Raw genomic sequence first — 23,615 nt, 5'->3', positions numbered from 1 at the left:
CCATGGATCGTAACAAACTCTGGCTCATCGGCTCCGTGCTGGTGACGAGTGTCATCGTCGTTCTCGGCGCTGTGCTGGGGATTGCGCCCCAGCTCGAGAGCATGAATGTCGCCAACGCGAGCCGCACGCTCGTGCAGGCGACGAATGCTGAACACGTCGCGCTGCTGGCCCGGCTCAAGCACGACTTCAAGAATCTCGACGCGCTCACCAGCGAAGCGGATGCGCTCGCCGAGTCGGTTCCGACCGGCTCGGCCATGCCGGCCCTGGTCGACCAGCTCGACGCCCAGGCCCTGGCCGCTGGACTCACCCTCACCGGGATGACCGTGACCGAGGCGGTGGCGTACGTGCCGGTTGTTCCGGTCGCGGCGGCGCCCGATGCTGCGGCCGATGCTGCGGCCGTTCCGGCGGCTGTTCCGGATGCTGTGCCGGCGGCCATGCCCGCAGCCCCGGCCAGCAGCACGTCGATCACCGCAACGAACTTCGCCGCCTTTCCGATGCAGATCACGGTCACGGGCAGCTACGCCGAGGTGCTCGATTTCGTCTCGCGTCTGCAGTCCGGGAGCCGGTTGTTCCTTGTCGACGGCCTGAGCACGGCCCGGGCGCCCGGACTGCCGGGCCTGGTGAACGCGACCGTCTCGGGGCTGGTGTATTCGCTGGTGGCGCCGGCGGCGGCATCCGTTGGATAATGCGGTGGCGCGCCGAGTCGCCGTGGCATTTGCTGTGCCCTTGGTACAGTAGAAGTCAGTCACGGCGAAGGCCACGAGGAGTTCAGCATGAGCGACAACACGCCAACCGACGGCAAGAAGAACCCTGAAACGGATGCTGCCGCAGCGCCCGATTCGAGCGCGCACGAGCAGGATTCCTCCGACCAGAGCGGTGCCCCCGAGCACGCCGCGGCCGTGGTTGATCAGCCGGATTCGGGTGCTGAGCCCGCGCAGGAGCCCATCGTTATCGATTATGACGCCATCAACGCCAACCTGAGTGCGGCCGAGCGCGCCGACGCACAGGCGGCCTCGGATTCCGCCGGCAACCTGGCCCCCAGGTCGACGGCCGCTTCGGTGTCGCCCCGCGATGCCGACGCGCCCAGCCTCGCCGACGACTACTCCGACTCCTATACTCCCGCTGAAACGATTCCGGCCAGGAGTACCGCCATTGATTCCGACCCGGCCTCGCCGGTCGCGCTCGTCGTGGGAACGGCCGCAGCGGCCCAGTCGCCCATCGACTACGCCATCGTCGAGGAGCCCCGTGAGGTGCCGGTCTCGACCGCTCCGTCGTACACGCCCCCGGCCCAGTCGCCGATCTACGTGCAGGCACCCACCAAGCCCAAGGACCGCAGCAACCGGGGTGGCGGCATTCTGATCGCCCTGCTCGCCACCGTGGTTTTTGCGGTGTTGTACGCCGTCGCTGCATTCATCATCATCGGCGTGACGAGCGCGACCATGGCCGTGACCGTGAGTAGCTTCACGTCCTTCGTCGGGCTTCCGAGATTCTACATTCCGGTCATTTTCTTCTTCCTGGCCTATGCCGCCCTGATTGCGCTGGTCAACCGCGGCGGCTGGTGGGCCTACGTATTGTTCGGCTTCTTCGTCGGCGTCGTGGTGTATTTCTCCTACATCGGCGGGGCCATGCTTGGCCTCGTGATCGACGGCCAGTCTGACGGCCTGACCCCGACCGAACTCAGCCGCATCGTGTCCACCCTGTGGCTGAACCCCGGTGCCATCGCCGCTGGGCTCATCGCCCGCGAGGTGCCGATCTGGGCCGGCGCCTGGATCTCCCGCCGCGGACGCCGCGTCACCGCTAAGAACCTCGAGGCCCGCACCGAGTACGAGCGCCTGCTCGCCGACGGCCCCCAGGTCGCCCGCTCCTAGTCTTTTGCGGACGGGGCCCAGGCCCCGTCCCCGGGCCCGGTTTACAAACTGGGCCCAAGGCTCGGGCCTGGGCCACGTCCGGCACCGGCACTCGGCGGGCGGGCCTACGCTGGAGCCATGCGGGAATACCGAAAGTACGCGATCACCATGGCGGCCTTTTCGGTCGCCCTCTACGTTGCCTTCATCGTGGCGGCGTTCGGAGTGCTTAGCCTGCTGCTCAATCGTGACGTCATCAACGAAACGGATGCCGGCGCCCTCCTCGGCCCCATCATGGTCACCACGGCGGTCCTCGCCTTGGTCTGGGTAATTCTCAGTGCCGTTCTGCGCTCGCCCGAACGCCTGACGCAGATTCCGCCGCTGCCGATCTTCATCGCCGGCATCGCTGCCTACCTCGGCTATTGCGTCTCCGGGGGAGTGGTCTACAGCCTCGGCGCCGGCGAACTCTTTCGCTCGGTCGTCTTCATCGGCGGAGAAATGATGAGCCCGTTCGCGATCGCCGTCGCCGTGAGCGGCTGGCTCATCGCCTTTCTATTCTTCGTGGTGCTGCTCGCCAAACCGGCTGGCTCCGGTGCTCCCGAGTGGCCCTGGGAGAAGAACGACGACAACTGACCCCGGCAGCACGCGGTACGAGTACCCTTATCTACCATGGACAGGTCCATCGAGTCGCGCGTCAACCACGAGGTTGAGAACTGGCTGCGTTGGATCACCCGCTGGCGCCCCGCAACGCACCGCGGCCGAGCGCGCCTCTGCCGCCAGTGCTTCGGATCCCCGATCATCGCCTCCGCCGGACTCGCCGTCGACGTGCCCCACGTGGTGCAGCACGCACTGTCGATGCGCATGAAGATCGTGATCGACGCCTCGGTCGACGAGTACACCGAGCTCAATCTGCCCATGCTCGCTCACGAGCTCAATCTCAGCGAGCGCCGCGAATCCGCCCAGGCCTACCGGCCCAGCGAGGGCCTCGAACCGGAGTTGCGCGGCCTCGATCTCGACCCACAACCGGCAGCGGATGCCCCCTACCTCTTCACCTTCAGCGAGCTCGCCGACCAGCAGACCCCCGAAATCCAGCCGACCCCTCCGTCGCCCGCAGAGCAGGAGCTCCAGGTCGAGCTCCCCGCCCCAGCACCCTTCGATTCCCTCCCGCCGCTCAGCCCCAAAGAGAAGGCTGCTCTGAAAGCCGAGATGGCCCTCGCCGATGAGTTCGCCACCCAGGTTGGACTCCGGGTCTGCGCCCAGCTCGCGCAGCAGAAACCCCGCCTGCTCGCCGCGATCGCTGAGTTCGTCGAGCCCCAGGTGCAGGCTCTGTTGGCCGACCTCGAGAGCACCTTGGACTCTCCGCTCTGGCCGCGCAATTCCTAGCCCGACGTGGGGCGCAACCCATTTGACCATAGAGGCCCAGCCGGGCTAGAATTATCAGGTGTGCGCTTTGTCGTGCGCCTGAATTATGCCCTCTTGAGAGCACAGGCCGACATTCCACACATGTAGGGCTGGTCTTCGACCACGCCCCCACGGCATACCCACCAAAACACGCGCGAGCAATCGTGTGGGTTCAAGCGGGTCCAGATGAACTCGACCAAGCTTAACCAGCTGGTCGAATGCTAACCATCACAAAGCTGTCACCGTGCAGCAATATCAAGGAGTAATTAGTGCCCACCATTCAGCAGTTGGTCAGGAAGGGCCGTAGCCCCAAGGTCACCAAGACCAAGGCTCCCGCCCTGAAGTCCAACCCGCAGCAGCGCGGCGTTTGCACCCGCGTTTACACCACCACTCCGAAGAAGCCGAACTCGGCTCTTCGTAAGGTCGCCCGCGTCAAGCTTTCCAACGGTACAGAGGTCACCGCCTACATTCCCGGCGAGGGCCACAACCTGCAGGAGCACTCCATGGTGCTCGTGCGCGGAGGCCGTGTTAAGGACCTCCCCGGTGTGCGTTACAAAATCATTCGCGGCGCACTGGACACCCAGGCCGTCAAGAACCGTAAGCAGGCTCGTAGCCGCTACGGCGCAAAGATGGAGAAGAAGTAATGCCCCGTAAAGGACCCGCTCCCAAGCGCCCTGTCATTGCCGACCCGGTTTACGGTGCGCCCATCGTCAGCCAGCTCGTCAACAAGATCCTTCTCGATGGCAAAAAGGGCCTCGCCGAGCGCATCGTTTACGATGCCCTCGCCGGAGTCTCCGCCAAGAACGAGCTGGATGCCGTTGTCACGCTGAAGAAGGCACTCGACAACGTTCGTCCGACCCTCGAGGTGCGTTCGCGCCGCGTCGGTGGTTCCACCTACCAGGTGCCCGTCGAAGTCAAGCCGCACCGCGCCAACACGTTGGCCCTGCGCTGGTTGACCAGCTACGCCAAGGCTCGTCGCGAGAAGACCATGACCGAGCGCCTCACCAACGAGATCCTCGACGCGAGCAACGGCCTCGGTGCCGCTGTCAAGCGTCGTGAAGACACTCACAAGATGGCCGAAGCGAACAAGGCCTTCGCTCACTACCGCTGGTAGCTAGATCCACCGAGCATTCCCGATCAGTAAGCAGGCGCGTGCTGCATTCTGCACGCGCCTGCCCTGCTGAAAAGCGGATGTTTACGGCCATGTTCCGCATTTCCACCCCTACCCTTCCGGAGGACCCCCGTGGCACTTGACGTGCTCACCGACCTGAGTAAGGTCCGCAATATCGGCATCATGGCTCACATTGATGCTGGCAAGACCACCACGACTGAGCGCATCCTGTTCTACACGGGTGTCAACCACAAGATCGGCGAGACCCACGACGGCGCCTCGACGATGGACTGGATGGCGCAGGAGCAGGAACGTGGCATCACGATCACCTCCGCTGCGACGACCTGTTTCTGGGACAACAACCAGATCAACATCATCGACACCCCCGGACACGTGGACTTCACCGTGGAGGTGGAGCGTTCGCTCCGCGTTCTCGACGGTGCTGTTGCCGTGTTCGACGGCAAGGAGGGCGTTGAGCCCCAGTCCGAAACCGTGTGGCGTCAGGCCGACAAATACGACGTGCCCCGCATTTGCTTCGTCAACAAGATGGACAAGCTCGGCGCCGACTTCTACTTCACGGTCGACACCATCATCAAGCGCCTCGGCGCGAAGCCGCTGGTCATCCAGCTGCCGATCGGTGCAGAGTCTGAGTTCGAGGGTGTCGTTGACCTCGTTCAGATGCGCGCACTGACCTGGCGCGGCGACTCCAAGGGTGACGTGGAGATGGGCTCGAAGTACGCCATCGAAGAGATCCCCGCTGACCTCGTGGAGAAGGCTGCCGAGTACCGCAAGCTTCTGCTCGAGACCGTCGCCGAAACCGACGATGACCTCATGGAGCGTTACTTCGCCGGCGAAGAGCTGACGGTTGCCGAGATCAAGGGCGCCATCCGCAAGCTCACCATCAACAGTGAGATCTACCCGGTCCTCTGTGGTTCTGCGTTCAAGAACCGCGGCGTTCAGCCGATGCTCGACGCTGTCATCGATTACCTTCCGACGCCGCTCGACGTGCCTGCCATTGAGGCACACGACCCGCGCGACGAAGAAAAGGTCATCATGCGTCACCCCGACGCCGAGGAGCCCTTCACGGCTCTCGCGTTCAAGGTTGCGGTGCACCCGTTCTTCGGTCGCCTCACCTACGTTCGCGTCTACTCCGGCCGTCTCGACTCCGGAGCCCAGGTCATCAACTCGACCAAGGGCAAGAAGGAGCGCATCGGCAAGATCTTCCAGATGCACGCCAACAAGGAGAACCCGGTGGCCTTCGTGACCGCCGGTCACATCTACGCGGTCATCGGTCTCAAGGACACGACCACGGGCGACACCCTGTGCGACCCGAACCAGCAGGTCGTACTCGAGTCCATGACGTTCCCTGACCCGGTTATCGAGGTCGCTATCGAGCCCAAGACCAAGCAGGACCAGGAAAAGCTGGGCCTTGCCATTCAGAAGCTCGCCGAAGAAGACCCCACCTTCCGTACCGAGCAGAACCAGGAAACTGGCCAGACGGTAATCAAGGGAATGGGTGAACTTCACCTGGACATCCTGGTCGACCGCATGAAGCGTGAATTCAACGTTGAGGCGAACGTCGGCAAGCCCCAGGTGGCGTACCGCGAGACGATCCGCAAGGCCGTTGAGCGTCACGACTACACGCACAAGAAGCAGACCGGTGGATCCGGCCAGTTCGCGAAGATTCAGATCGCGATCGAGCCGATGGAAATCACTGCTGAGAAGTCGTACGAGTTCCTCAACAAGGTCACCGGTGGCCGTATCCCGCGTGAGTACATTCCCTCGGTGGATGCTGGAATTCAGGATGCGCTCCGCGTCGGCATTCTGGCCGGCTACCCGATGGTAGGCGTTCGAGCCAGCCTGCTTGACGGCGCTGCGCACGACGTCGACTCCTCGGAGATGGCCTTCAAGATTGCCGGCTCGATGGGCTTTAAAGAAGCCGTTCGTAAGGCGAACCCCGTTCTGCTCGAGCCGCTGATGGCCGTCGAAGTTCGTACCCCTGAGGAATACATGGGTGACGTAATCGGCGACCTCAACTCGCGTCGTGGGCAGATCCAGACCATGGAGGATGCGCAGGGCGTGAAGGTAATTCGCGCTCACGTTCCACTGTCGGAGATGTTCGGATATATCGGTGACCTGCGGTCGAAGACCTCAGGCCGTGCGGTGTACTCGATGACGTTCGAGAGCTATGCGGAGGTCCCGAAGGCAGTTGCCGACGAGATCATCAACAAGAACAAGGGCGAATAGCCCCTAAGGTGGCCTTCGGGCCAAAATCGCTTCGGCCACCTGGCCCTAGTAACATAAGTAGACACATCCAGCGCATACCGGCCGCTCATAACGGCGGCCGTGAATTTGCACGCGAGTCCTGAGGAGGACCCACAGTGGCCAAGGCCAAGTTCGAGCGGACAAAGCCGCACGTAAACATCGGAACGATCGGTCACGTTGACCACGGAAAGACCACGCTGACTGCAGCGATCTCCAAGGTTCTTGCCGATAAGTTCCCGTCCAAGATCAACGTTCAGCGCGACTTCGCGTCGATTGACTCGGCTCCGGAAGAACGCCAGCGCGGCATCACGATCAACATTTCGCATGTTGAGTACGAGACCGACAAGCGCCACTATGCGCACGTCGATGCTCCGGGCCACGCTGACTACATCAAGAACATGATCACCGGTGCTGCTCAGATGGACGGCGCAATCCTCGTGGTTGCCGCTACTGACGGCCCGATGGCTCAGACCCGTGAGCACGTTCTTCTCGCCAAGCAGGTCGGCGTTCCGACCCTGCTCGTCGCGCTGAACAAGGCCGACATGGTTGATGACGAAGAGATCATGGAGCTCGTCGAGCTCGAAGTTCGTGAACTTCTCTCCAGCCAGGGTTTCGATGGCGACAACGCCCCCGTCATCCAGGTCTCCGCACTCAAGGCGCTTGAGGGCGACGAGAAGTGGACCGGCAACATCCTTGAGCTCATGAAGGCTGTTGACGATTTCATTCCTGACCCGATTCGCGACAAGGACAAGCCGTTCTTGATGCCGATCGAGGACGTCTTCACGATCACCGGCCGTGGCACCGTTGTTACGGGCCGCGCCGAGCGTGGAACCCTCAAGATCAACTCCGAGATCGAGATCGTCGGCATCCGCCCGACGCAGAAGACCACGGTTACCGGTATTGAGATGTTCCACAAGCAGCTCGACGAGGCTTGGGCCGGCGAGAACTGTGGACTTCTTCTTCGTGGCACCAAGCGCGAAGACGTTGAGCGCGGCCAGGTCGTCGTCAAGCCGGGTTCGGTTACGCCGCACACCGACTTCGAGGGCACCGCGTACATCCTCAGCAAGAACGAGGGTGGCCGTCACAACCCGTTCTACGCGAACTACCGCCCGCAGTTTTACTTCCGCACCACGGACGTCACCGGCGTTATCACGTTGCCCGAGGGCACCGAGATGGTTATGCCTGGCGACACCACCGACCTGACTGTCGCGCTGATTCAGCCGATCGCCATGGAAGAGGGCCTCGGCTTCGCTATCCGTGAAGGTGGCCGCACCGTCGGCGCCGGCACGGTGACCAAGATCATCAAGTAGTTAATACTTAAGTAGTCGTTTCTACTTAGATCTCTAAAGGGGTCGGACCTTCGGGTCCGGCCCCTTTTTTCACGCCCAAACGAACTCGGATATTTCAAGCGGACGACGATCGCTCAGTACCCGACGCGGGATTGGGAATATCCGGTTATGGTCTGCGCATGCAGATATCGAAACTGGAAATGCGCATCCTGCTGGGGATCGCGGTCGTTGTTGTGGCCATTCTCGCCGTGGTGATCGTGCCCCGCCTGGCCGGGTCCGCTCCCGCTGCCCAATCCGCCGTCACTCGGGTGTCCCCGAGCCCGACCGCCATTGCCACACCAGCACCGTCGCCCACCGCGCAGACCGAGCAGCAGATTCTCGACAACATCGTGGCCAGCACCGTGAGCGTCTACAGCGTGCTGGTCTGCGACAGCCTGACGGAATACGCCGCCCTGACCATTCCCGAGATCATCACCGAGGTGCTCGCCGAATACCCGACCACGGGGCTGTCGGAGCAATCTCGCCAGATCATGGCTCAGCGCGTGCTCACCGAATCCGCCGCGAAGAGCTGCCCAGACCAGGGACCGCGCGTGGCTGCCGGCATCACCCAGGGCTAGCTGCGAAAATCGCACGCAAGCGGATGCCCGCGGCCGGGCGGCCGCGGGCATCCGCTTGCAAATTGCGCGACACGCCGCGCGCGACACGCCCGGGTTGCATGAAGTGGCAACTGTGTGGCAGAATCTTCTAGTTCAACACTTTCGGCGTGCGCTACGCGTCGCCGGAATCACTGCCAGGCAGTGCATAGTCGCGTCACACCCTTTCGAAGAACACTCGTCGAAATGTGCAGATTGCAGGCTAGGCCGCAGGGAGCAGAGCGCAGCATAAATCAACGATCTGGTCGGCGTGGGTAAAACCGTGCCGTCCCCCAGGTTCTGCTTCTGGGAGTCGACGTTGACGATGAGCGTCGTTTATTCGTGCGCGATTCGAAATTGACATATGAACAGTGGTGCTAATGGCAGCAGTGCTACTACGGCGTCCAATGCAACCTCGGCAAATCCTGCCGTTGTCTGTAAGACGCCTCGACAGAGAGAGAGTTCGACATGGCGGGACAGAAGATCCGCATTCGACTTAAGTCGTATGACCACGAGGTCATCGACATTTCGGCGCGCAAGATCGTCGACACAGTGACCCGTGCGGGCGCTACAGTCGTCGGCCCGGTGCCGCTTCCGACCGAGAAGAACGTGGTGTGTGTCATCCGTTCTCCTCACAAGTACAAGGACAGCCGGGAGCACTTTGAAATGCGCACCCACAAGCGTCTGATCGACATCATTGACCCGACCCCGAAGGCTGTTGACTCGCTCATGCGCCTCGACCTTCCGGCCGACGTCAACATCGAGATCAAGCTCTAGGGCCCGCGATGTCTTACTCCGATACCAAGACCACCAAGGGTCTCCTCGGCAAGAAGCTCGGCATGACCCAGGTGTGGGACGAGAACAACAAGCTTGTTCCCGTTACCGTCATCGAGATCGCGCCGAACGTTGTCACGCAGATTCGCACCAAGGCCGTTGACGGCTACAACGGCGTTCAGATCGCCGCTGGTCCGATCGACCCGCGCAAGGTCAACAAGCCCCTTGCCGGTCACTTCGACAAGGCCGGCGTCACGCCTCGTCGCCACATCACCGAGCTCCGCACCGCGGATGCCGCGGACTACAACCTGGGCCAGGAGCTCACCGTTGACGGTGTCTTTGCTGCCGGCACCAAGGTTGACGTCATGGGCACCAGCAAGGGTAAGGGTTTCGCCGGTGTTATGAAGCGTCACAACTTCAAGGGTGTCTCCTCCTCTCACGGTTCGCACCGCAACCACCGCAAGCCCGGTTCCATCGGTGCTTCCTCGACCCCGAGCCGTGTCTTCAAGGGCATGCGCATGGCCGGTCGTATGGGTGGCGAGCGCGTGACCGTGCTGAACCTCAAGGTGCACGCTATTGACGCCGACAAGGGCCTCATGCTCGTCAAGGGCGCCGTTCCCGGTGCTCGTGGCCGCCTCGTATTCGTTCGCAACGCAGTGAAGGGAGCCTAGTCCTTATGGCTACAGCACTCGACATCATTGACGCCAAGGGCAAGAAGGCAGGCTCTGCCGAGCTTCCCGACGAGCTCTTCGACGTTCCAGCCAACATTCCGCTCATCCACCAGGTCGTTGTCGCGCAGCTCGCTGCCGCACGCCAGGGAACGAGCAAGGTCAAGCGCCGTGGAGAAGTTTCCGGTGCCGGCCGCAAGCCGTTCAAGCAGAAAGGAACCGGTCGCGCTCGTCAGGGCTCGATCCGCGCTCCTCAGATGACCGGTGGTGGAATCGTCCACGGACCGACCCCGCGCAGCTACGACCAGCGCACCCCGAAAAAGATGATCGCCGCAGCCCTCAAGGGTGCACTGAGCGACCGCGCCCGCGGTGGCCGCCTGCACATCGTCGAGGCACTGTTCACGGCTGAGACCCCCAACACGAAGATTGCCCTGGAGCTGCTCACGCAGATCGCCACGAGCAAGCACGTGCTGGTTGTGCTCGAGCGTACCGACGAGACCACGTTGCGCAGCATTCGCAACATCCCGACGGTGCACATCCTTTCGTGGGATCAGCTCAACGCCTATGACGTGCTCGTCAGCGACGACATTGTCTTCACCACCGGCGCGTTCAACGCGTTCGTGGAGAGCAAGACCAAGAAGGAAGAGGTGGCCGCATAATGACTATCGCGACCAACAAGGACCCCCGCGACATCATCATCTCTCCGGTTGTCTCTGAGAAGAGCTACGGCCTGATTGACGAGGGTAAGTACACCTTCATCGTTGACCCCCGCTCGAACAAGACGGAGATCAAGCTCGCGATCGAAAAGATCTTCAAGGTGCAGGTCGCTTCGATCAACACCCTGAACCGCGTGGGCAAGACTCGCCGCACCAAGTTCGGCATGGGCAAGCGCAAGGACACCAAGCGTGCCATTGTCACGCTCAAGTCTGGCTCCATCGACATCTTCACGGCCGTCGGCTAAGCGACAGGCAGAGGGATAACTAATGGCTATTCGTAAGTACAAGCCCACGACCCCGGGTCGACGCGGTTCATCCGTTGCCGACTTCGCGGAAATCACGCGTTCCACCCCGGAGAAGTCGCTTCTGCGTCCGCTCTCCAAGACCGGTGGACGTAACAACCAGGGCCGCATCACAACCCGTCACATCGGTGGTGGCCACAAGCGCCAGTACCGTGTGATCGACTTCAAGCGCAATGACAAGGACGGCGTCAACGCCCGCGTCGCTGAGATTGAATACGACCCGAACCGCACGGCGCGCATCGCGCTCCTGCACTTCATCGATGGCACGAAGCGTTACATCATCGCGCCGAACAAGCTCTCCCAGGGCGACATCATCGAGTCGGGAGCCGGGGCTGACATCAAGCCCGGTAACAACCTGCCGTTGAAGAACATCCCCACCGGTACCATCATTCACGCGATCGAGCTGCGTCCGGGTGGTGGCGCCAAGATGGCCCGCTCCGCCGGTTCGTCGGTTCGCCTCGTGGCGAAGGAGGGCGTCTACGCCCAGCTTCGTCTGCCGTCTGGTGAAATCCGCAACGTGGATGCTCGCTGCCGCGCGACGATCGGCGAGGTCGGCAACGCCGAGCAGTCGAACATCAACTGGGGCAAGGCCGGACGTATGCGCTGGAAAGGCGTTCGCCCGACCGTTCGTGGTGTTGCCATGAACCCGGTCGATCACCCGCACGGTGGTGGTGAGGGTAAGACGTCCGGTGGACGTCACCCCGTCAGCCCCTGGGGCCAGAAGGAAGGGCGCACCCGCCACCCGAATAAGGAAAGCGACAAGCTCATTGTTCGTCGCCGCACCGTCGGCAAGAAGCGTAAGTAGGAGTAGACGATGCCAAGAAGTCTTAAGAAAGGCCCTTTCGTTGACGACCACCTGCTTCGCAAGGTGTTCGCGGCGAACGAAGCCAAGAGCAAGAACGTAATCAAGACCTGGTCGCGCCGCTCGATGATCATCCCCGACATGCTCGGACACACCATCGCAGTGCACGACGGACGCAAGCACATCCCAGTGTTCGTCACCGAGAGCATGGTCGGACACAAGCTCGGTGAGTTTGCGCCCACCCGCACCTTCCGTGGACACGTGAAGGACGACAAGAAGGGCCGTCGCCGCTAACGCGGGGACGTGAAGGAGGAGAAGAAATGGTGGAGTCGATCGCACGCGTGCGTCACATCCGCGTTACCCCCCAGAAGGCTCGTCGCGTCGTTGACATGATCCGCGGCAAGCAGGCGCATGAAGCGCTGGGAATTCTGAAGTTCGCGCCCCAGGGCGCTTCCGATCCGGTGTACAAGCTGGTGGCCTCGGCCATTGCCAACGCCCGGGTCAAAGCAGATGCAGCCAACACGTATCTGGACGAGCAGGACCTGTTCATCAGCCGGGCATTCGTTGACGAGGGTACGACCCTCAAGCGTTTCCAGGCTCGTGCCCAGGGTCGCGCATTCGAAATCAAGAAGCGCACCAGCCACATCACGGTTGTGCTCACCACTCCTGAGGAGGGTACGAAGTAATGGGTCAGAAAGTAAATCCCTATGGCTTCCGTCTGGGAATCACTACCGATCACGTATCGCGATGGTTCTCTGACTCGACCAAGCCGGGTCAGCGTTACGCTGACTTTGTTGCAGAAGACGTCAAGATCCGTCGCCTGCTGAGCACCAGCCTTGACCGTGCCGGCGTCAGCCGCATCGAGATCGAGCGCACTCGTGACCGTGTTCGCGTTGACATTCACACCGCCCGTCCGGGCATTGTGATTGGTCGCCGCGGCGCGGAGGCCGAGCGCATCCGCTCTGACCTTGAAAAGCTCACCGCCAAGCAGATCCAGCTGAACATCCTCGAGGTCAAGAACCCCGAACAGGATGCCCAGCTCGTCGCGCAGGGTATTGCCGAGCAGCTCTCCGCTCGTGTGGCTTTCCGCCGCGCGATGCGTAAGGGCCTGCAGGGTGCACAGCGCGCCGGCGCCAAGGGTGTTCGCATCCAGGTCTCCGGTCGTCTGGGTGGCGCCGAGATGAGCCGCAGCGAGTTCTACCGCGAAGGCCGTGTGCCCCTGCACACCCTGCGCGCGAACATCGACTACGGCTTCTACGAAGCCAAGACCACCTTCGGCCGTATCGGCGTGAAGGTCTGGATCTACAAGGGTGACATCACCAACAAGGAACTCGCTCGCGAGCAGGCCAACGCTAAGTCGTCCCGCCCCGAGCGTCGTGACGATCGACCGCGCCGTGCACCTCGTGCAGATGCTCCGGCAGCGGCACCGGTCGGCGCAGTCGCGGAGGCTAAATAATGTTGATTCCACGTAGAGTCAAGCACCGTAAGCAGCACCACCCGGGTCGCACCGGCCACGCTACCGGTGGCACCACGGTGTCCTTCGGTGAGTACGGCATTCAGGCGTTGACCCCCGCGTATGTGACTAACCGTCAGATCGAGTCCGCTCGTATCGCCATGACGCGTCACATCAAGCGTGGCGGAAAGGTGTGGATCAACATCTACCCCGACCGCCCGCTGACCAAGAAGCCGGCCGAAACCCGCATGGGTTCCGGTAAGGGTTCGGTCGAGTGGTGGGTTGCCAACGTTAAGCCGGGTCGCGTTCTGTTCGAGCTCAGCGGTGTCACTGACGCCGTTGCGAAAGAGGCGCTGACCCGTGCAATTCATAAGCTGCCCCTCAAGGCACGCATCATCAAGCGCGAGGAGGGCGACGCATAATGGCGATCGGCACCAAGGAGCTCGCCCCAGTCGAGCTCGATACTTTTGACAATGAAAAGCTGTTCGAAGAGCTGAAGAAGGCCAAGGAAGAGCTGTTCAACCTGCGCTTCCAGTCGGCTACCGGTCAGCTTGAGAGCCACGGCCGCCTCCGCGCGGTCAAGCGCGATATCGCTCGCATCTACACGGTTCTCCGTGAGCGCGAGCTGGGCATTCGTGCCACGCCTGTTGCAGTGGAGGCTCCGGCCAAGGCTGAGAAGGCTGAAAAGAAGAACGCGGGTAAATCATCCGCTAAGAAGGCCAAGGCTGCAGTGGAGTCCACCGATGACGCTGAAGCCAAGGCCGTCGAGACGAAGGAGGCCTAGTCATGGCGAAGACTGACGAAACGGTCGTCGCGGGCGAAGCCACCGAGCTCGTACGCGGATATCGCAAGACGCTGCGTGGTTACGTGACCAGCGACAAGATGAACAAAACCATCATTGTCGTGGTCGAAGACCGCGTGAAGCACCCGTTGTACGGCAAGGTCATCCGCCGTACATCCAAGCTGAAGGCGCACGACGAGGCGAACTCCGCCGGCATCGGCGACCTGGTCCTGATCAGTGAGACCCGTCCGCTCAGCGCTTCCAAGCGCTGGCGCCTGGTCGAGATTCTTGAGAAGGCCAAGTAAGCCTCGCGCTTACTTGACGTAAAGGAGTTATAAAGTGCTTCAGCAAGAATCACGAGTCAAAGTTGCCGACAACACCGGTGCCAAGGAACTCTTGACCATCCGCGTTCTCGGTGGCTCCGGCCGTCGTTACGCCGGCCTCGGCGACGTCATCGTCGCCACGGTCAAGGATGCAATCCCAGGCGGCAACGTCAAGAAGGGTGACATCGTCAAAGCTGTCATCGTTCGCACCAAAAAGGAGACCCGTCGTCCAGACGGCTCCTACATCAAGTTCGATGAGAACGCTGCAGTGATCTTGAAGGCAGACGGTGACCCCCGCGGCACCCGAATCTTCGGACCGGTCGGTCGCGAGCTTCGCGACAAGAAGTTCATGAAGATCATCTCGCTGGCACCGGAGGTTATTTAATCATGGCCAGAATCAAAAAGGGTGACCTCGTTCAGGTCATCAGCGGCCGCAGCCAGGCTCGCGGCGGAGACCGTGGCAAGCAGGGCAAGATCATCTCCGTCGACGCCCCGAAGAACCGTGTCCTCGTAGAGGGCATCAACTTCGTGACCAAGCACGTTCGCGTCGGCCAGACCCAGCGCGGCACCAAGACGGGCGGCATCGAGACCTTCGAAGCCCCCATCCACGTGTCCAACGTTGCCATCGTCGACCCGGAGACCAAGAAGCCGACCCGCGTCGGCTTCCGCCAGGAAGAGGTAACGAAGGACGGCGTCTCCAAGACGGTCCGCATTCGTTACGCCAAGAAGTCAGGGAAGGACCTCTAATGACTGACACCGCAGTTGTTGAAGGCACTGAGGGCGCCGCGCCCGTCAAGGCCCTGCCGCGTCTGAAGCAGAAGTACCGCGATGAGATCAGTGCCAAGCTCTCCGCAGAACTCGGCTTCACCAACGTGCACCGCATCCCCACCCTGACGAAGATCGTCGTCAACATGGGTGTCGGCGAAGCAGCACGCGACGGCAAGGTGATGGACGGTGCGGTTTCTGACCTCACCAAAATCACCGGCCAGAAGCCGCAGGTCACCAAGGCCCGCAAGTCCATCGCGCAGTTCAAACTGCGTGAAGGACAGCCCATCGGCGCCCACGTCACACTTCGTGGCGACCGCATGTGGGAGTTCCTGGACCGGCTGCTCAGCCTGGCCCTTCCTCGTATCCGTGACTTCCGTGGTCTGTCCGACAAGCAGTTCGACGGTGCGGGCAACTACACCTTCGGTCTGACCGAGCAGGTCATGTTCCACGAGATCGACCAGGACCGGATTGACCGCGTTCGCGGTATGGACATCACGGTTGTCACGACCGCGAAGACCAACGACGAGGGTCGCGCGCTGCTCAAGGCGCTCGGTTTCCCGTTCAAGACGGACGACGTCAAGTAGCAGTTCCTCACTACGGAGGAACATTTTCAACTAGAGTTGGGAGCTTGCGCCTCGCAAGCTCCCAGCTTCGGTTGGCCCCGCCCGCCGAGAAATTGCGGGCGCACACAGATTTTCACCCCGGAATCCGATCAACCGATCGGTTTCCTTACCACCACAGGTCGTCATTCGTGTAACGGATGGGCGAAACCAGGCGAGAAAGGCACCACAAAATGACAATGACAGATCCGGTCGCAGACATGCTGACCAGACTGCGCAACGCGAACTCGGCGTACCACGACACCGTGTCGATGCCGCATAGCAAATTGAAAGCGCACATCGCTGACATCCTCAAGGCTCAGGGTTACATCTCCGCCTGGACCGTCAAGGATGCAACAGTAGGCAAGACCCTCACCTTGGACCTCAAGTTCGGTCCGAACCGCGAGCGTTCCATCGTCGGCATCAAGCGGGTTTCCAAGCCCGGCCTGCGCGTGTACGCAAAGTCGACTGAGATCCCCACGGTTCTCGGCGGCCTCGGCGTTGCCATCCTGTCCACCTCCAGCGGTCTGCTCACCGACCGCCAGGCTGAGAAGAAGGGCGTAGGCGGAGAAGTTCTCGCCTACGTGTGGTAACTGAGAATGTCACGTATTGGAAGACTCCCCATCGCGATCCCCGCTGGGGTCACGGTTGTGGCTGACGGCCAGGCCGTCTCCGTCAAGGGCCCGAAGGGCGAGCTCGCGCTCGTCGTTTCCAACCCCATCTCGGTGTCGATCGAGGACGGTCACGTTCTCGTCACCCGTCCGAACGACGAACGCCAGTCGCGTTCGCTGCACGGTCTGACCCGCACCCTGATCAACAACCAGATCATCGGCGTAACCGTTGGTTACACCAAGGGTCTTGAAATCGTCGGTACCGGTTACCGCGCGGCGCAGAAGGGCACCTCTGTTGAGTTCGCCCTTGGCTTCTCGCACCCGGTCGTCGTTGAGCCGCCCGTCGGCATCGTTTTGACCGTGGAGAGCGTCAACAAGCTCACGGTCAGCGGAATCGACAAGCAGGCCGTCGGCGAGGTTGCCGCCAACATCCGTAAGATTCGCAAGCCAGAGCCCTACAAGGGCAAGGGTGTGCGTTACGCCGGCGAGATTGTTCGCCGCAAGGCCGGAAAGAGCGGTAAGTAACCATGGGACTCGGAACTAGAGGCAAGAGCAAGGCCGCAGCCCGCGGACGTCGTCACACGCGTCTTCGTAAGAAGATCGAGGGAACGGCGCTTCGCCCGCGCCTCGTCGTCACGCGCTCGGCTCGCCACGTATTCGTGCAGGTCGTCGACGACAGCAAGGGTTTCACCCTTGCGTCGGCATCCACGCTCGAAACGGACTTGCGCACCTTCGATGGTGACAAGACCGCCAAGGCCCGTAAGGTCGGTGAGCTGGTTGCTGAGCGTGCGAAAGCCGCCGGCATCGAGGCCGTTGTATTTGACCGTGGTGGCAGTAAGTACGCAGGACGCGTCGCAGCCATCGCTGAAGGAGCTCGAGAGGGTGGATTGAACCTGTGAGCACTGAAAAGATCGAAACCACAGCACCTGTTGCTGCCGTTGCAGAGGCGCCGGTTGAAACCGCTGCCTCAACCACCCCGCCGCAGAACGAGCCTCGCGAGGCTCGTCGTGGTGGCCGTGAGCGCAATCCGAACAAGGACCGCGGAAGCCGCGATGCCGACAAGAGCCAGTTCCTGGAGCGCGTCGTCACCATCAACCGCGTGTCGAAGGTCGTCAAGGGTGGTCGTCGCTTTAGCTTCACCGCTCTCGTCGTCGTCGGCGACGGTAACGGCCTGGTCGGCGTTGGATACGGTAAGGCCCGCGAGGTCCCGACCGCTATCTCCAAGGGCGTCGAAGAAGCGAAGAAGAACTTCTTCCGCGTTCCTCGCGTTGGCCTGACTATCCCGCACCCCGTGCAGGGTGAGGCCGCAGCCGGCGTCGTTCTGCTTCGTCCGGCCGCAGCAGGTACCGGCGTTATCGCCGGTGGCCCGGTGCGCGCCGTACTCGAATGCGCTGGCATCCACGACGTGCTGAGCAAGTCGCTCGGTTCGTCGAACACCATCAACATCGTGCACGCCACGGTCGAGGCACTGCACCAGCTCGAAGAGCCGCGTGCGGTTGCGGCTCGCCGCGGCCTCGCCTATGAAGACGTGGCTCCGGCCCGTTTTCTTCGTGCCGACGCTGCTGCAGCTGCAGCGGCCGCAACCGCGAAGGCAGGTGCCTGATGGCCCAGCTGAAGATCACACAGATCAAGTCCAAAATTAGTGAGAAGCAGAACCAGCGCGACACTCTTCGCAGCCTGGGTCTGCGACGCATTGGCGCCGTCACGATCCGCGAGGACAACTCGCAGAACCGTGGCTACGTCAACACCGTCGCTCACCTCGTAAAGGTCGAGGAGATTGACTAATGGCTGACGAGAAGGAAGCTACCAAGGTAGCCGACAAGCCTGCCACGAAAAAGGCTGCTGCCCCCAAAAAGGCTGCCGTAACGAAGAAGGCCGCTGTTGCAGCGGAGCCTACTGAGCCCCGCGAGCACGTGCTGAAGGTACACCACCTTCGCCCGGCGCCCGGAGCGAAGAAGGCTCGCCAGCGCGTTGGCCGTGGTGAAGGATCCAAGGGTAAGACTGCGGGTCGAGGCACCAAGGGCACGAAGGCGCGCTACAGCGTGCGCGTCGGCTTCGAGGGTGGGCAGATGCCGCTGCACATGCGCACCCCGAAACTGCGTGGATTCAAGAACCCATTCCGCGTCGAGTACCAGGTTGTCAACTTGGAAAAGCTCGAACTGCTCTACCCGGACGGCGGCGATGTCACCATCGCCAGCCTGATCGCCAAGGGTGCAGTTCGTGACAACGAAAAAGTCAAGGTTCTCGGAACCGGTGAAATTACCGTTAAGCTGAACGTGACGGTCGACAAGGTCTCTGCTTCAGCTGAGCAGAAAATTGTCGCCGCGGGTGGATCTGTAAAGTAAGTCCGTAGACGCTCAGTCGAGCTTGTCGAATCCGTCAATCGAGTAAATCGTTTGGTGTGATTCGACAAGCTCGATCGTTTTAAGTCGAGTTGCCGCTCTATATCGATCTGCACTATCGATCTGCGTAAAAATCTGGAGGCCTTTTTGTTCAGCGCCATTGCGCGGATCTTCCGCACACCCGACCTTCGTAAGAAGATCGGCTTCACCCTGGGCATCATTGCTCTGTTCCGCTTGGGCTCGTTCGTTCCGACCCCATTCGTGGACTTCGGTAATGTACAGCTGTGTCTCGCAGCCAACCAGGGCACGAGCGGCCTCTACGAGCTCGTCAACCTTTTCAGCGGTGGCGCCCTGCTCCAGTTGAGTGTCTTTGCACTCGGAATCATGCCGTACATCACGGCCTCGATCATCGTGCAGTTGCTGCGCGTGGTCATCCCCCACTTCGACACCCTCTACAAGGAGGGTGCATCGGGCCAGAGCACTCTGACCCAGTACACGCGGTACCTCACCATCGCCCTCGGTATTCTGCAGTCGACTACGCTGATCACGGTGGCCCGAAGCGGGGCCCTGTTCGGGACATCCGCGAGTACCGAGTGCACTCAGTTGATCACCAACGACGCCTGGTACGCCATCATGCTCATGGTGATCACGATGACTGCCGGTACCGGCGTCATCATGTGGATGGGTGAGCTCGTCACCGAGCGCGGCGTCGGCAACGGCATGTCGCTCATGATCTTCATCTCGATCGCTGCCCTGTTCCCCGGCTCGCTCAGCTCGATCGGCCAGCAGCAGGGTCCCGACGTCCTCATCATCGTTCTGATCGTCGGAATATTGGTGGTCGCCGGCGTGGTCTTCGTGGAGCAATCGCAGAGGCGAATACCGGTACAGTACGCCAAGCGCATGGTCGGCCGACGCACCTACGGCGGCAACAACACCTACATTCCGATCAAGGTGAACATGGCCGGCGTGATCCCCGTGATCTTCGCGTCGTCGTTGCTGTACTTGCCAGCCCTGCTCGCGCAGTTCAACCAGCCGGCCGCAGGAGCGGAAGCGCCGGCCTGGGTGGTCTGGATCTCGCAAAACCTCACGGGCGGCGATCAGCCGCTGTACATGGCGATGTACTTCCTGCTCATCATCGGCTTCACCTACTTCTACGTGGCGATCACGTTCAACCCCGAAGAAGTCGCGGACAACATGAAGAAGTACGGCGGGTTCATCCCCGGCATTCGTGCCGGCCGTCCGACCGCCGAGTACCTGGACTTCGTGCTGACCCGCATCACACTCCCCGGATCGATGTACCTGGGCCTGATCGCGCTGATCCCGCTGATCGCGTTCTCGGTTATCGGTGCCGACCAGAACTTCCCGTTCGGCGGCGCGAGCATTCTCATCGTCGTCGGTGTGGGGCTCGAGACTGTCAAGCAGATTGACTCGCAACTGCAACAGCGACACTATGAGGGGCTTCTTAAATGACGCGGTTACTCCTGATCGGCCCGCCCGGAGCGGGCAAGGGTACTCAGGCCGAGCGTCTGGCGCTCGCCTTCGACGTTCCCGCCATCTCCACCGGCGACATCTTTCGCTACAACGTGACCAACAACACCCCTTTGGGGCTCGAGGCCAAGTCGTTCATGGATGCCGGCGCCTACGTGCCCGACTCCCTCACGAATGCCATCGTCGCTGACCGATTGAAAGAACCGGATGCCGCCAACGGCTTTCTGCTCGACGGCTACCCGCGCACGACCGATCAGGTCGCTGAACTCGACCGCCTCCTGAACGCCGAGGGTACCCAGCTCGACGTGGTCGTGCTGATCACCGCCGACACCGATGAGGTCGTCACTCGGCTGCTCAAGCGTGCCGCCGAGCAGGGCCGCGCGGACGACACGGCCGACGTCATCCGTCACCGTCTGAACGTCTATGCGGAGCAGACCGCTCCGCTCATCGATGTGTACAGCGCCCACGACCTGGTCGTCACGATCGACGGCCTCGGTGCCGTTGAAGTGGTCACCGACCGCATTCTCGCCGCGCTGGCCGAACGCGGCCTGCGCCCCGATACCAGCACGCTCTAGTAACCGCTTTGGGGCTGGGTCTAACGGCCCGGCCCATCACCATGTGCACCACCAGGTACATAGAAAAGATCGCTCCCCTTCTCGGAGCTAGTTTGTAGGAAATCAGTGAGTCTTCGTCGGTCCATTTACAAGAATCCCGCCCAGCTGCGCCTCATGGTCGCCCCCGGCCTGGCCACCGCAGCATCGCTCGCGGCCGCCCGCGCGGCCATGGTCATCGGCGCGACCACCCTCGAGCTTGATGCCGCGGCCGAGGCCGCCATCGTCGCGCTCGGCGGCAAGCCGAACTTCAAACTCGAGCAGGGCTACCACCACACCGTGTGCGCCTCGGTGAACGACGACGTCGTGCACGGAATCCCCTCGGAGCGTCGCCTCGGTGCCGGCGATATCGTCTCGATCGACAGCGGAGCCATCATCGAGGGCTGGAACGGAGACGCTGCGTTCAGCTTCGTGCTGCCCGACCCGGCCCGCCCTGAACTCGTCGCCGAACGCCAGAAGCTCTCCGACGTGACCGAGCAGTCGCTCTGGCACGGCATCGCCCGCCTGCACACGGCTCGTCACCTGAACGAGGTCGGCGACGCCATCGAGGACTACATCGAGTCGCAGGGCACTTACGGCATCCTGACCGACTACGTCGGGCACGGCATCGGCCGATCCATGCACGAAGCCCCGCCGGTGTTCAACTACCGCGTGCGCCAGAAGGGGCCGGATGTGAAGCCGGGCCTCGTCGTGGCCATCGAGCCAATGGTCGTGCTCGGATCGATCGACACCTACACTCGCGAAGACGACTGGACCGTCGCCACGAGCGACGGTAAGGCCGCCGCGCACTGGGAACACAGCATTGCCGTGCATAAGGACGGCATCTGGGTACTCACCGCCGAGGACGGCGGAGCGGCCGGTCTCGCCCAGTTCGGCATCGTTCCCGTCCCGATCGCCTAGGGTCTATGTGTCGATGAGGTGCACGAGCTCGTCGATAAAGGATGGGAAGTCCACCGAGCGCTTGATGAGGCGCTGCACATCGGCGCGTTCGGTGAAAACCTCGACGAACTGATCGAAGACGGACTGGAACGACGCCCGCCCGGCAGCGCTGAACGCGATCAGGGCCACGACGTTGACGCGGTTGTCACCCCAGGGCATGGGGGAGTCGTTGACCGCGATGGCGATGGATGTCTGCTGCGCGGTCATGGCCATGGCGTGGGGAACGGCGAGGTGGTCGGTGAACGCGGTCGACGACATCCGCTCGCGTTCAATAGCGCCGTCGACGTAGCTCGGGTCGATGAGCCCGCGCGCGACCATGCGCCCGCCGAGTTCGCGGATCATCGCCTCCTCGTTGGGCGCGGCGAAGTTGCGCAGGTAGAGGGACTCGTCGAAAAACTGCAGCAGGTCATTCTTGATGTGCGATCGCCGACGAAGCCGGCGCACACGGATGGCCGCCTCGCGGATTCGGTGCACGTCGCGCTCCGTGAGGAACGGCTGGATGACGATCACGCCGTCGGCCGGAACAGGCGGCTCGATCGTGGTGAGCACGATGTCGGCGCGAAGGTCTGCCCACGGCACGTCACTGCGCGTGATCTGGTCCACGACGGTCAAGTCATCGCCGAGAACCCGTTCGATGCGCTGACGCAACTGCACGTGCATCGTGTAGTAATTGGGGCAGACGATCACGCAGGTGACGAGTTGCTCGGATGGGGAATGCTGTTCCAGGTATGACCCGACGTGCATCGCGATGTAGGCGATCTCGTCGTCGTTGATGTGGATCTGCTCCTGGAGCTGCAGTTCGCTCGCGATGTATACGGCGAGTTCGTAAATCATCGGATAGGCGGTCTTGATCGACCGGGTGAGCGGGTTTCGTGAGTAATCTCGCACCTGTGCGCGGTCGATGAGGTTGCGAACGTGCAGCGTGAGTCGGGTGATGAAGTCCTCGTCGGCCAGGTCGACGAGATATTCCTCGCTGGCCTGGGCCACGATGCGTCGCACGACCTCGAGGTCCCCGGCACGGGCGACGGTTGCGCTGATCGCGTCGGTGGCCTCGTCGTGCCCGGGCGTCACGACCCGGGTCTGCAGGAGGAGCACGAGGTAGGCAAGGTCGGTGAAATCGAGCACGACACCAAAGTGGGTGTCGATGAGACTGGCCAACGCGACCGTGAGGTGTTCGCCGACATCTGGTGCTTCGTCGGCCCGGGCAGCGGCGCGCTTGCTCACCCGGTCCACGGCGATGGCCACGTGGAGCAGAACATTGTTGGTGCCGTACTCATTCACGAAATAACCCTGGGCGCCGAGCATGGCGATCAGGTCGGTCTTGAACGCACCGAGGCTGTCGGACGGGAACTCCTTCTGGATCGCCGCGAGTTCGAGGAAACCGCGGGCCGACTCTTGGCGGAACATCCGGCTGATTAGGCGGCGCCGGTCGGTTTCGGATCCGAGAAGGGTCACTCTGCTGCCGTGGCGGGCGAGGGAGAGCCCCGTGTCGGTCAGGAGTGCGCGCACTCGGGACAGGTCGGCCTCGACGGTGGAGTCGCTCACGAAGGTGTCGGCCGCAAGCTCATAGACGTCGAGGCCTTCTGCCGAGTCGACGAGGCGACGAACCAGCTGGTGCAGCCGTCGCTGCGGCGTGTCCGTCTCCGCGTGCTGCCGCGGCGGCGCTGTGCGGAATGAGGCGTAGGCCTCACGGTTGACGCGGTAGCCAGCCGGCCCCGACTCGATCACCTCGAGCGGATCCGCCGCCGTCTTCACACTCGTGACGTAGCTGCGTACGGTGCGCGCAGTCACGCCGAGGTGTTCGGCCAGTTCACTCGCCGTGACCCAGCCGGGGGAGCGGAAGAGGTAGTCGAGCATCCTCGATTGCTTGTCGCTCATTGTGCCTTGTTCTGTGCC

The 23,615-nt window shown here is 62.2% G+C and carries 33 protein-coding genes; 32 read left to right on the top strand and 1 reads right to left on the bottom strand.

Annotated elements, in window-relative coordinates:
• Positions 1-2 precede the first annotated feature (2 nt).
• From CJ028_RS20820 to map, 32 genes are all read left to right on the top strand, one after another.
• Positions 3-686, top strand: a complete 684-nt coding sequence (locus tag CJ028_RS20820) for a hypothetical protein (RefSeq protein ID WP_161498850.1) — start codon at positions 3-5, stop codon at positions 684-686.
• A gap of 87 nt (positions 687-773) precedes the next feature.
• Positions 774-1,868 carry a DUF805 domain-containing protein gene (locus tag CJ028_RS00645; protein WP_105033357.1) on the top strand — a complete coding sequence of 365 codons (1,095 nt, stop codon included), beginning with the start codon at positions 774-776 and terminating at the stop codon, positions 1,866-1,868.
• A 117-nt stretch (positions 1,869-1,985) separates the two neighbouring features.
• On the top strand, positions 1,986-2,477 hold the full coding sequence (locus CJ028_RS00640; RefSeq protein ID WP_105033356.1) for a DUF6121 family protein: 492 nt from the start codon (positions 1,986-1,988) through the stop codon (positions 2,475-2,477).
• 36 nt (positions 2,478-2,513) lie between these two features.
• Positions 2,514-3,227: a spermidine/putrescine ABC transporter substrate-binding protein gene (locus CJ028_RS00635; protein ID WP_105033355.1), complete on the top strand. Its 714-nt coding sequence runs from the start codon at positions 2,514-2,516 to the stop codon at positions 3,225-3,227.
• 287 nt (positions 3,228-3,514) lie between these two features.
• A complete protein-coding gene (gene rpsL / locus CJ028_RS00630; RefSeq protein ID WP_035834602.1) occupies positions 3,515-3,889 on the top strand; it encodes a 30S ribosomal protein S12 in 375 nt (124 codons plus the stop codon).
• Entirely contained in the window at positions 3,889-4,359 is a 471-nt protein-coding gene (rpsG, locus tag CJ028_RS00625; RefSeq protein ID WP_092107221.1) for a 30S ribosomal protein S7, read from the top strand. The genes rpsL and rpsG overlap by 1 nt, the downstream gene beginning before the upstream one ends.
• Positions 4,360-4,488: 129 nt before the next feature.
• Positions 4,489-6,603 (top strand): elongation factor G, encoded by a 2,115-nt coding sequence (fusA, locus tag CJ028_RS00620; RefSeq protein WP_105033354.1) that lies wholly within the window; start codon positions 4,489-4,491, stop codon positions 6,601-6,603.
• 134 nt (positions 6,604-6,737) lie between these two features.
• Entirely contained in the window at positions 6,738-7,931 is a 1,194-nt protein-coding gene (tuf, locus tag CJ028_RS00615; RefSeq protein WP_092107225.1) for an elongation factor Tu, read from the top strand.
• Between the two features lie 158 nt (positions 7,932-8,089).
• Positions 8,090-8,527 (top strand): hypothetical protein, encoded by a 438-nt coding sequence (locus tag CJ028_RS00610; protein WP_129590325.1) that lies wholly within the window; start codon positions 8,090-8,092, stop codon positions 8,525-8,527.
• A gap of 483 nt (positions 8,528-9,010) precedes the next feature.
• Positions 9,011-9,319: a 30S ribosomal protein S10 gene (gene rpsJ, locus CJ028_RS00605; RefSeq protein ID WP_035834607.1), complete on the top strand. Its 309-nt coding sequence runs from the start codon at positions 9,011-9,013 to the stop codon at positions 9,317-9,319.
• An 8-nt stretch (positions 9,320-9,327) separates the two neighbouring features.
• Entirely contained in the window at positions 9,328-9,987 is a 660-nt protein-coding gene (gene rplC, locus CJ028_RS00600; protein ID WP_092107229.1) for a 50S ribosomal protein L3, read from the top strand.
• Between the two features lie 5 nt (positions 9,988-9,992).
• Positions 9,993-10,643, top strand: coding sequence for a 50S ribosomal protein L4 (gene rplD, locus CJ028_RS00595; protein ID WP_105033352.1), 651 nt, complete (start codon positions 9,993-9,995; stop codon positions 10,641-10,643).
• The gene (gene rplW / locus CJ028_RS00590; RefSeq protein WP_092107233.1) at positions 10,643-10,945 is read left to right on the top strand and encodes a 50S ribosomal protein L23; all 303 of its coding nucleotides are present in this window, start codon (positions 10,643-10,645) and stop codon (positions 10,943-10,945) included. The genes rplD and rplW overlap by 1 nt, the downstream gene beginning before the upstream one ends.
• Positions 10,946-10,967: 22 nt before the next feature.
• Positions 10,968-11,807: a 50S ribosomal protein L2 gene (gene rplB, locus CJ028_RS00585; protein WP_092339441.1), complete on the top strand. Its 840-nt coding sequence runs from the start codon at positions 10,968-10,970 to the stop codon at positions 11,805-11,807.
• 9 nt (positions 11,808-11,816) lie between these two features.
• Positions 11,817-12,098, top strand: coding sequence for a 30S ribosomal protein S19 (gene rpsS, locus CJ028_RS00580; RefSeq protein WP_092107237.1), 282 nt, complete (start codon positions 11,817-11,819; stop codon positions 12,096-12,098).
• Between the two features lie 26 nt (positions 12,099-12,124).
• Positions 12,125-12,490 carry a 50S ribosomal protein L22 gene (gene rplV / locus CJ028_RS00575; RefSeq protein WP_092339439.1) on the top strand — a complete coding sequence of 122 codons (366 nt, stop codon included), beginning with the start codon at positions 12,125-12,127 and terminating at the stop codon, positions 12,488-12,490.
• A complete protein-coding gene (gene rpsC, locus CJ028_RS00570) occupies positions 12,490-13,260 on the top strand; it encodes a 30S ribosomal protein S3 (RefSeq protein WP_105033351.1) in 771 nt (256 codons plus the stop codon). Before rplV ends, rpsC begins: the two co-directional genes overlap by 1 nt.
• The gene (gene rplP / locus CJ028_RS00565; protein WP_035880247.1) at positions 13,260-13,679 is read left to right on the top strand and encodes a 50S ribosomal protein L16; all 420 of its coding nucleotides are present in this window, start codon (positions 13,260-13,262) and stop codon (positions 13,677-13,679) included. Before rpsC ends, rplP begins: the two co-directional genes overlap by 1 nt.
• On the top strand, positions 13,679-14,041 hold the full coding sequence (gene rpmC / locus CJ028_RS00560; RefSeq protein WP_105033350.1) for a 50S ribosomal protein L29: 363 nt from the start codon (positions 13,679-13,681) through the stop codon (positions 14,039-14,041). Before rplP ends, rpmC begins: the two co-directional genes overlap by 1 nt.
• A gap of 2 nt (positions 14,042-14,043) precedes the next feature.
• Entirely contained in the window at positions 14,044-14,343 is a 300-nt protein-coding gene (gene rpsQ, locus CJ028_RS00555; protein WP_035834619.1) for a 30S ribosomal protein S17, read from the top strand.
• A 34-nt stretch (positions 14,344-14,377) separates the two neighbouring features.
• A complete protein-coding gene (rplN, locus tag CJ028_RS00550) occupies positions 14,378-14,746 on the top strand; it encodes a 50S ribosomal protein L14 (RefSeq protein WP_035834620.1) in 369 nt (122 codons plus the stop codon).
• A gap of 2 nt (positions 14,747-14,748) precedes the next feature.
• On the top strand, positions 14,749-15,108 hold the full coding sequence (rplX, locus tag CJ028_RS00545; RefSeq protein ID WP_105033349.1) for a 50S ribosomal protein L24: 360 nt from the start codon (positions 14,749-14,751) through the stop codon (positions 15,106-15,108).
• The gene (gene rplE / locus CJ028_RS00540) at positions 15,108-15,713 is read left to right on the top strand and encodes a 50S ribosomal protein L5 (RefSeq protein ID WP_105033348.1); all 606 of its coding nucleotides are present in this window, start codon (positions 15,108-15,110) and stop codon (positions 15,711-15,713) included. Before rplX ends, rplE begins: the two co-directional genes overlap by 1 nt.
• 209 nt (positions 15,714-15,922) lie before the next feature.
• On the top strand, positions 15,923-16,321 hold the full coding sequence (gene rpsH, locus CJ028_RS00535; protein ID WP_092107248.1) for a 30S ribosomal protein S8: 399 nt from the start codon (positions 15,923-15,925) through the stop codon (positions 16,319-16,321).
• 6 nt (positions 16,322-16,327) lie between these two features.
• Positions 16,328-16,864 (top strand): 50S ribosomal protein L6, encoded by a 537-nt coding sequence (gene rplF, locus CJ028_RS00530; protein WP_105033347.1) that lies wholly within the window; start codon positions 16,328-16,330, stop codon positions 16,862-16,864.
• A 2-nt stretch (positions 16,865-16,866) separates the two neighbouring features.
• Positions 16,867-17,238, top strand: coding sequence for a 50S ribosomal protein L18 (rplR, locus tag CJ028_RS00525; RefSeq protein WP_092107252.1), 372 nt, complete (start codon positions 16,867-16,869; stop codon positions 17,236-17,238).
• Positions 17,235-17,942 (top strand): 30S ribosomal protein S5, encoded by a 708-nt coding sequence (gene rpsE, locus CJ028_RS00520; RefSeq protein ID WP_369827303.1) that lies wholly within the window; start codon positions 17,235-17,237, stop codon positions 17,940-17,942. Before rplR ends, rpsE begins: the two co-directional genes overlap by 4 nt.
• Positions 17,942-18,124: a 50S ribosomal protein L30 gene (gene rpmD / locus CJ028_RS00515; protein WP_066597599.1), complete on the top strand. Its 183-nt coding sequence runs from the start codon at positions 17,942-17,944 to the stop codon at positions 18,122-18,124. Before rpsE ends, rpmD begins: the two co-directional genes overlap by 1 nt.
• Complete coding sequence (gene rplO, locus CJ028_RS00510; protein ID WP_105033346.1) at positions 18,124-18,684, top strand: 50S ribosomal protein L15; 561 nt, start codon at positions 18,124-18,126, stop codon at positions 18,682-18,684. The genes rpmD and rplO overlap by 1 nt, the downstream gene beginning before the upstream one ends.
• A gap of 144 nt (positions 18,685-18,828) precedes the next feature.
• Positions 18,829-20,151 carry a preprotein translocase subunit SecY gene (gene secY, locus CJ028_RS00505; protein ID WP_105033345.1) on the top strand — a complete coding sequence of 441 codons (1,323 nt, stop codon included), beginning with the start codon at positions 18,829-18,831 and terminating at the stop codon, positions 20,149-20,151.
• Positions 20,148-20,744 carry an adenylate kinase gene (locus CJ028_RS00500; RefSeq protein WP_105033344.1) on the top strand — a complete coding sequence of 199 codons (597 nt, stop codon included), beginning with the start codon at positions 20,148-20,150 and terminating at the stop codon, positions 20,742-20,744. Before secY ends, CJ028_RS00500 begins: the two co-directional genes overlap by 4 nt.
• 105 nt (positions 20,745-20,849) lie before the next feature.
• Positions 20,850-21,680 carry a type I methionyl aminopeptidase gene (gene map, locus CJ028_RS00495; RefSeq protein ID WP_240607008.1) on the top strand — a complete coding sequence of 277 codons (831 nt, stop codon included), beginning with the start codon at positions 20,850-20,852 and terminating at the stop codon, positions 21,678-21,680.
• Between the two features lie 3 nt (positions 21,681-21,683).
• On the opposite strand, the gene CJ028_RS00490 is transcribed toward map, so the two are convergent.
• Positions 21,684-23,597, bottom strand: coding sequence for a BglG family transcription antiterminator (locus tag CJ028_RS00490; protein WP_105033343.1), 1,914 nt, complete (start codon positions 23,595-23,597; stop codon positions 21,684-21,686).
• Positions 23,598-23,615: the final 18 nt, after the last annotated feature.

The sequence above is a fragment of the Cryobacterium aureum genome (assembly GCF_002954245.1).
GTDB lineage: Bacteria > Actinomycetota > Actinomycetes > Actinomycetales > Microbacteriaceae > Cryobacterium > Cryobacterium aureum.
This window is presented reverse-complemented; position numbering and strand designations above follow the sequence as displayed.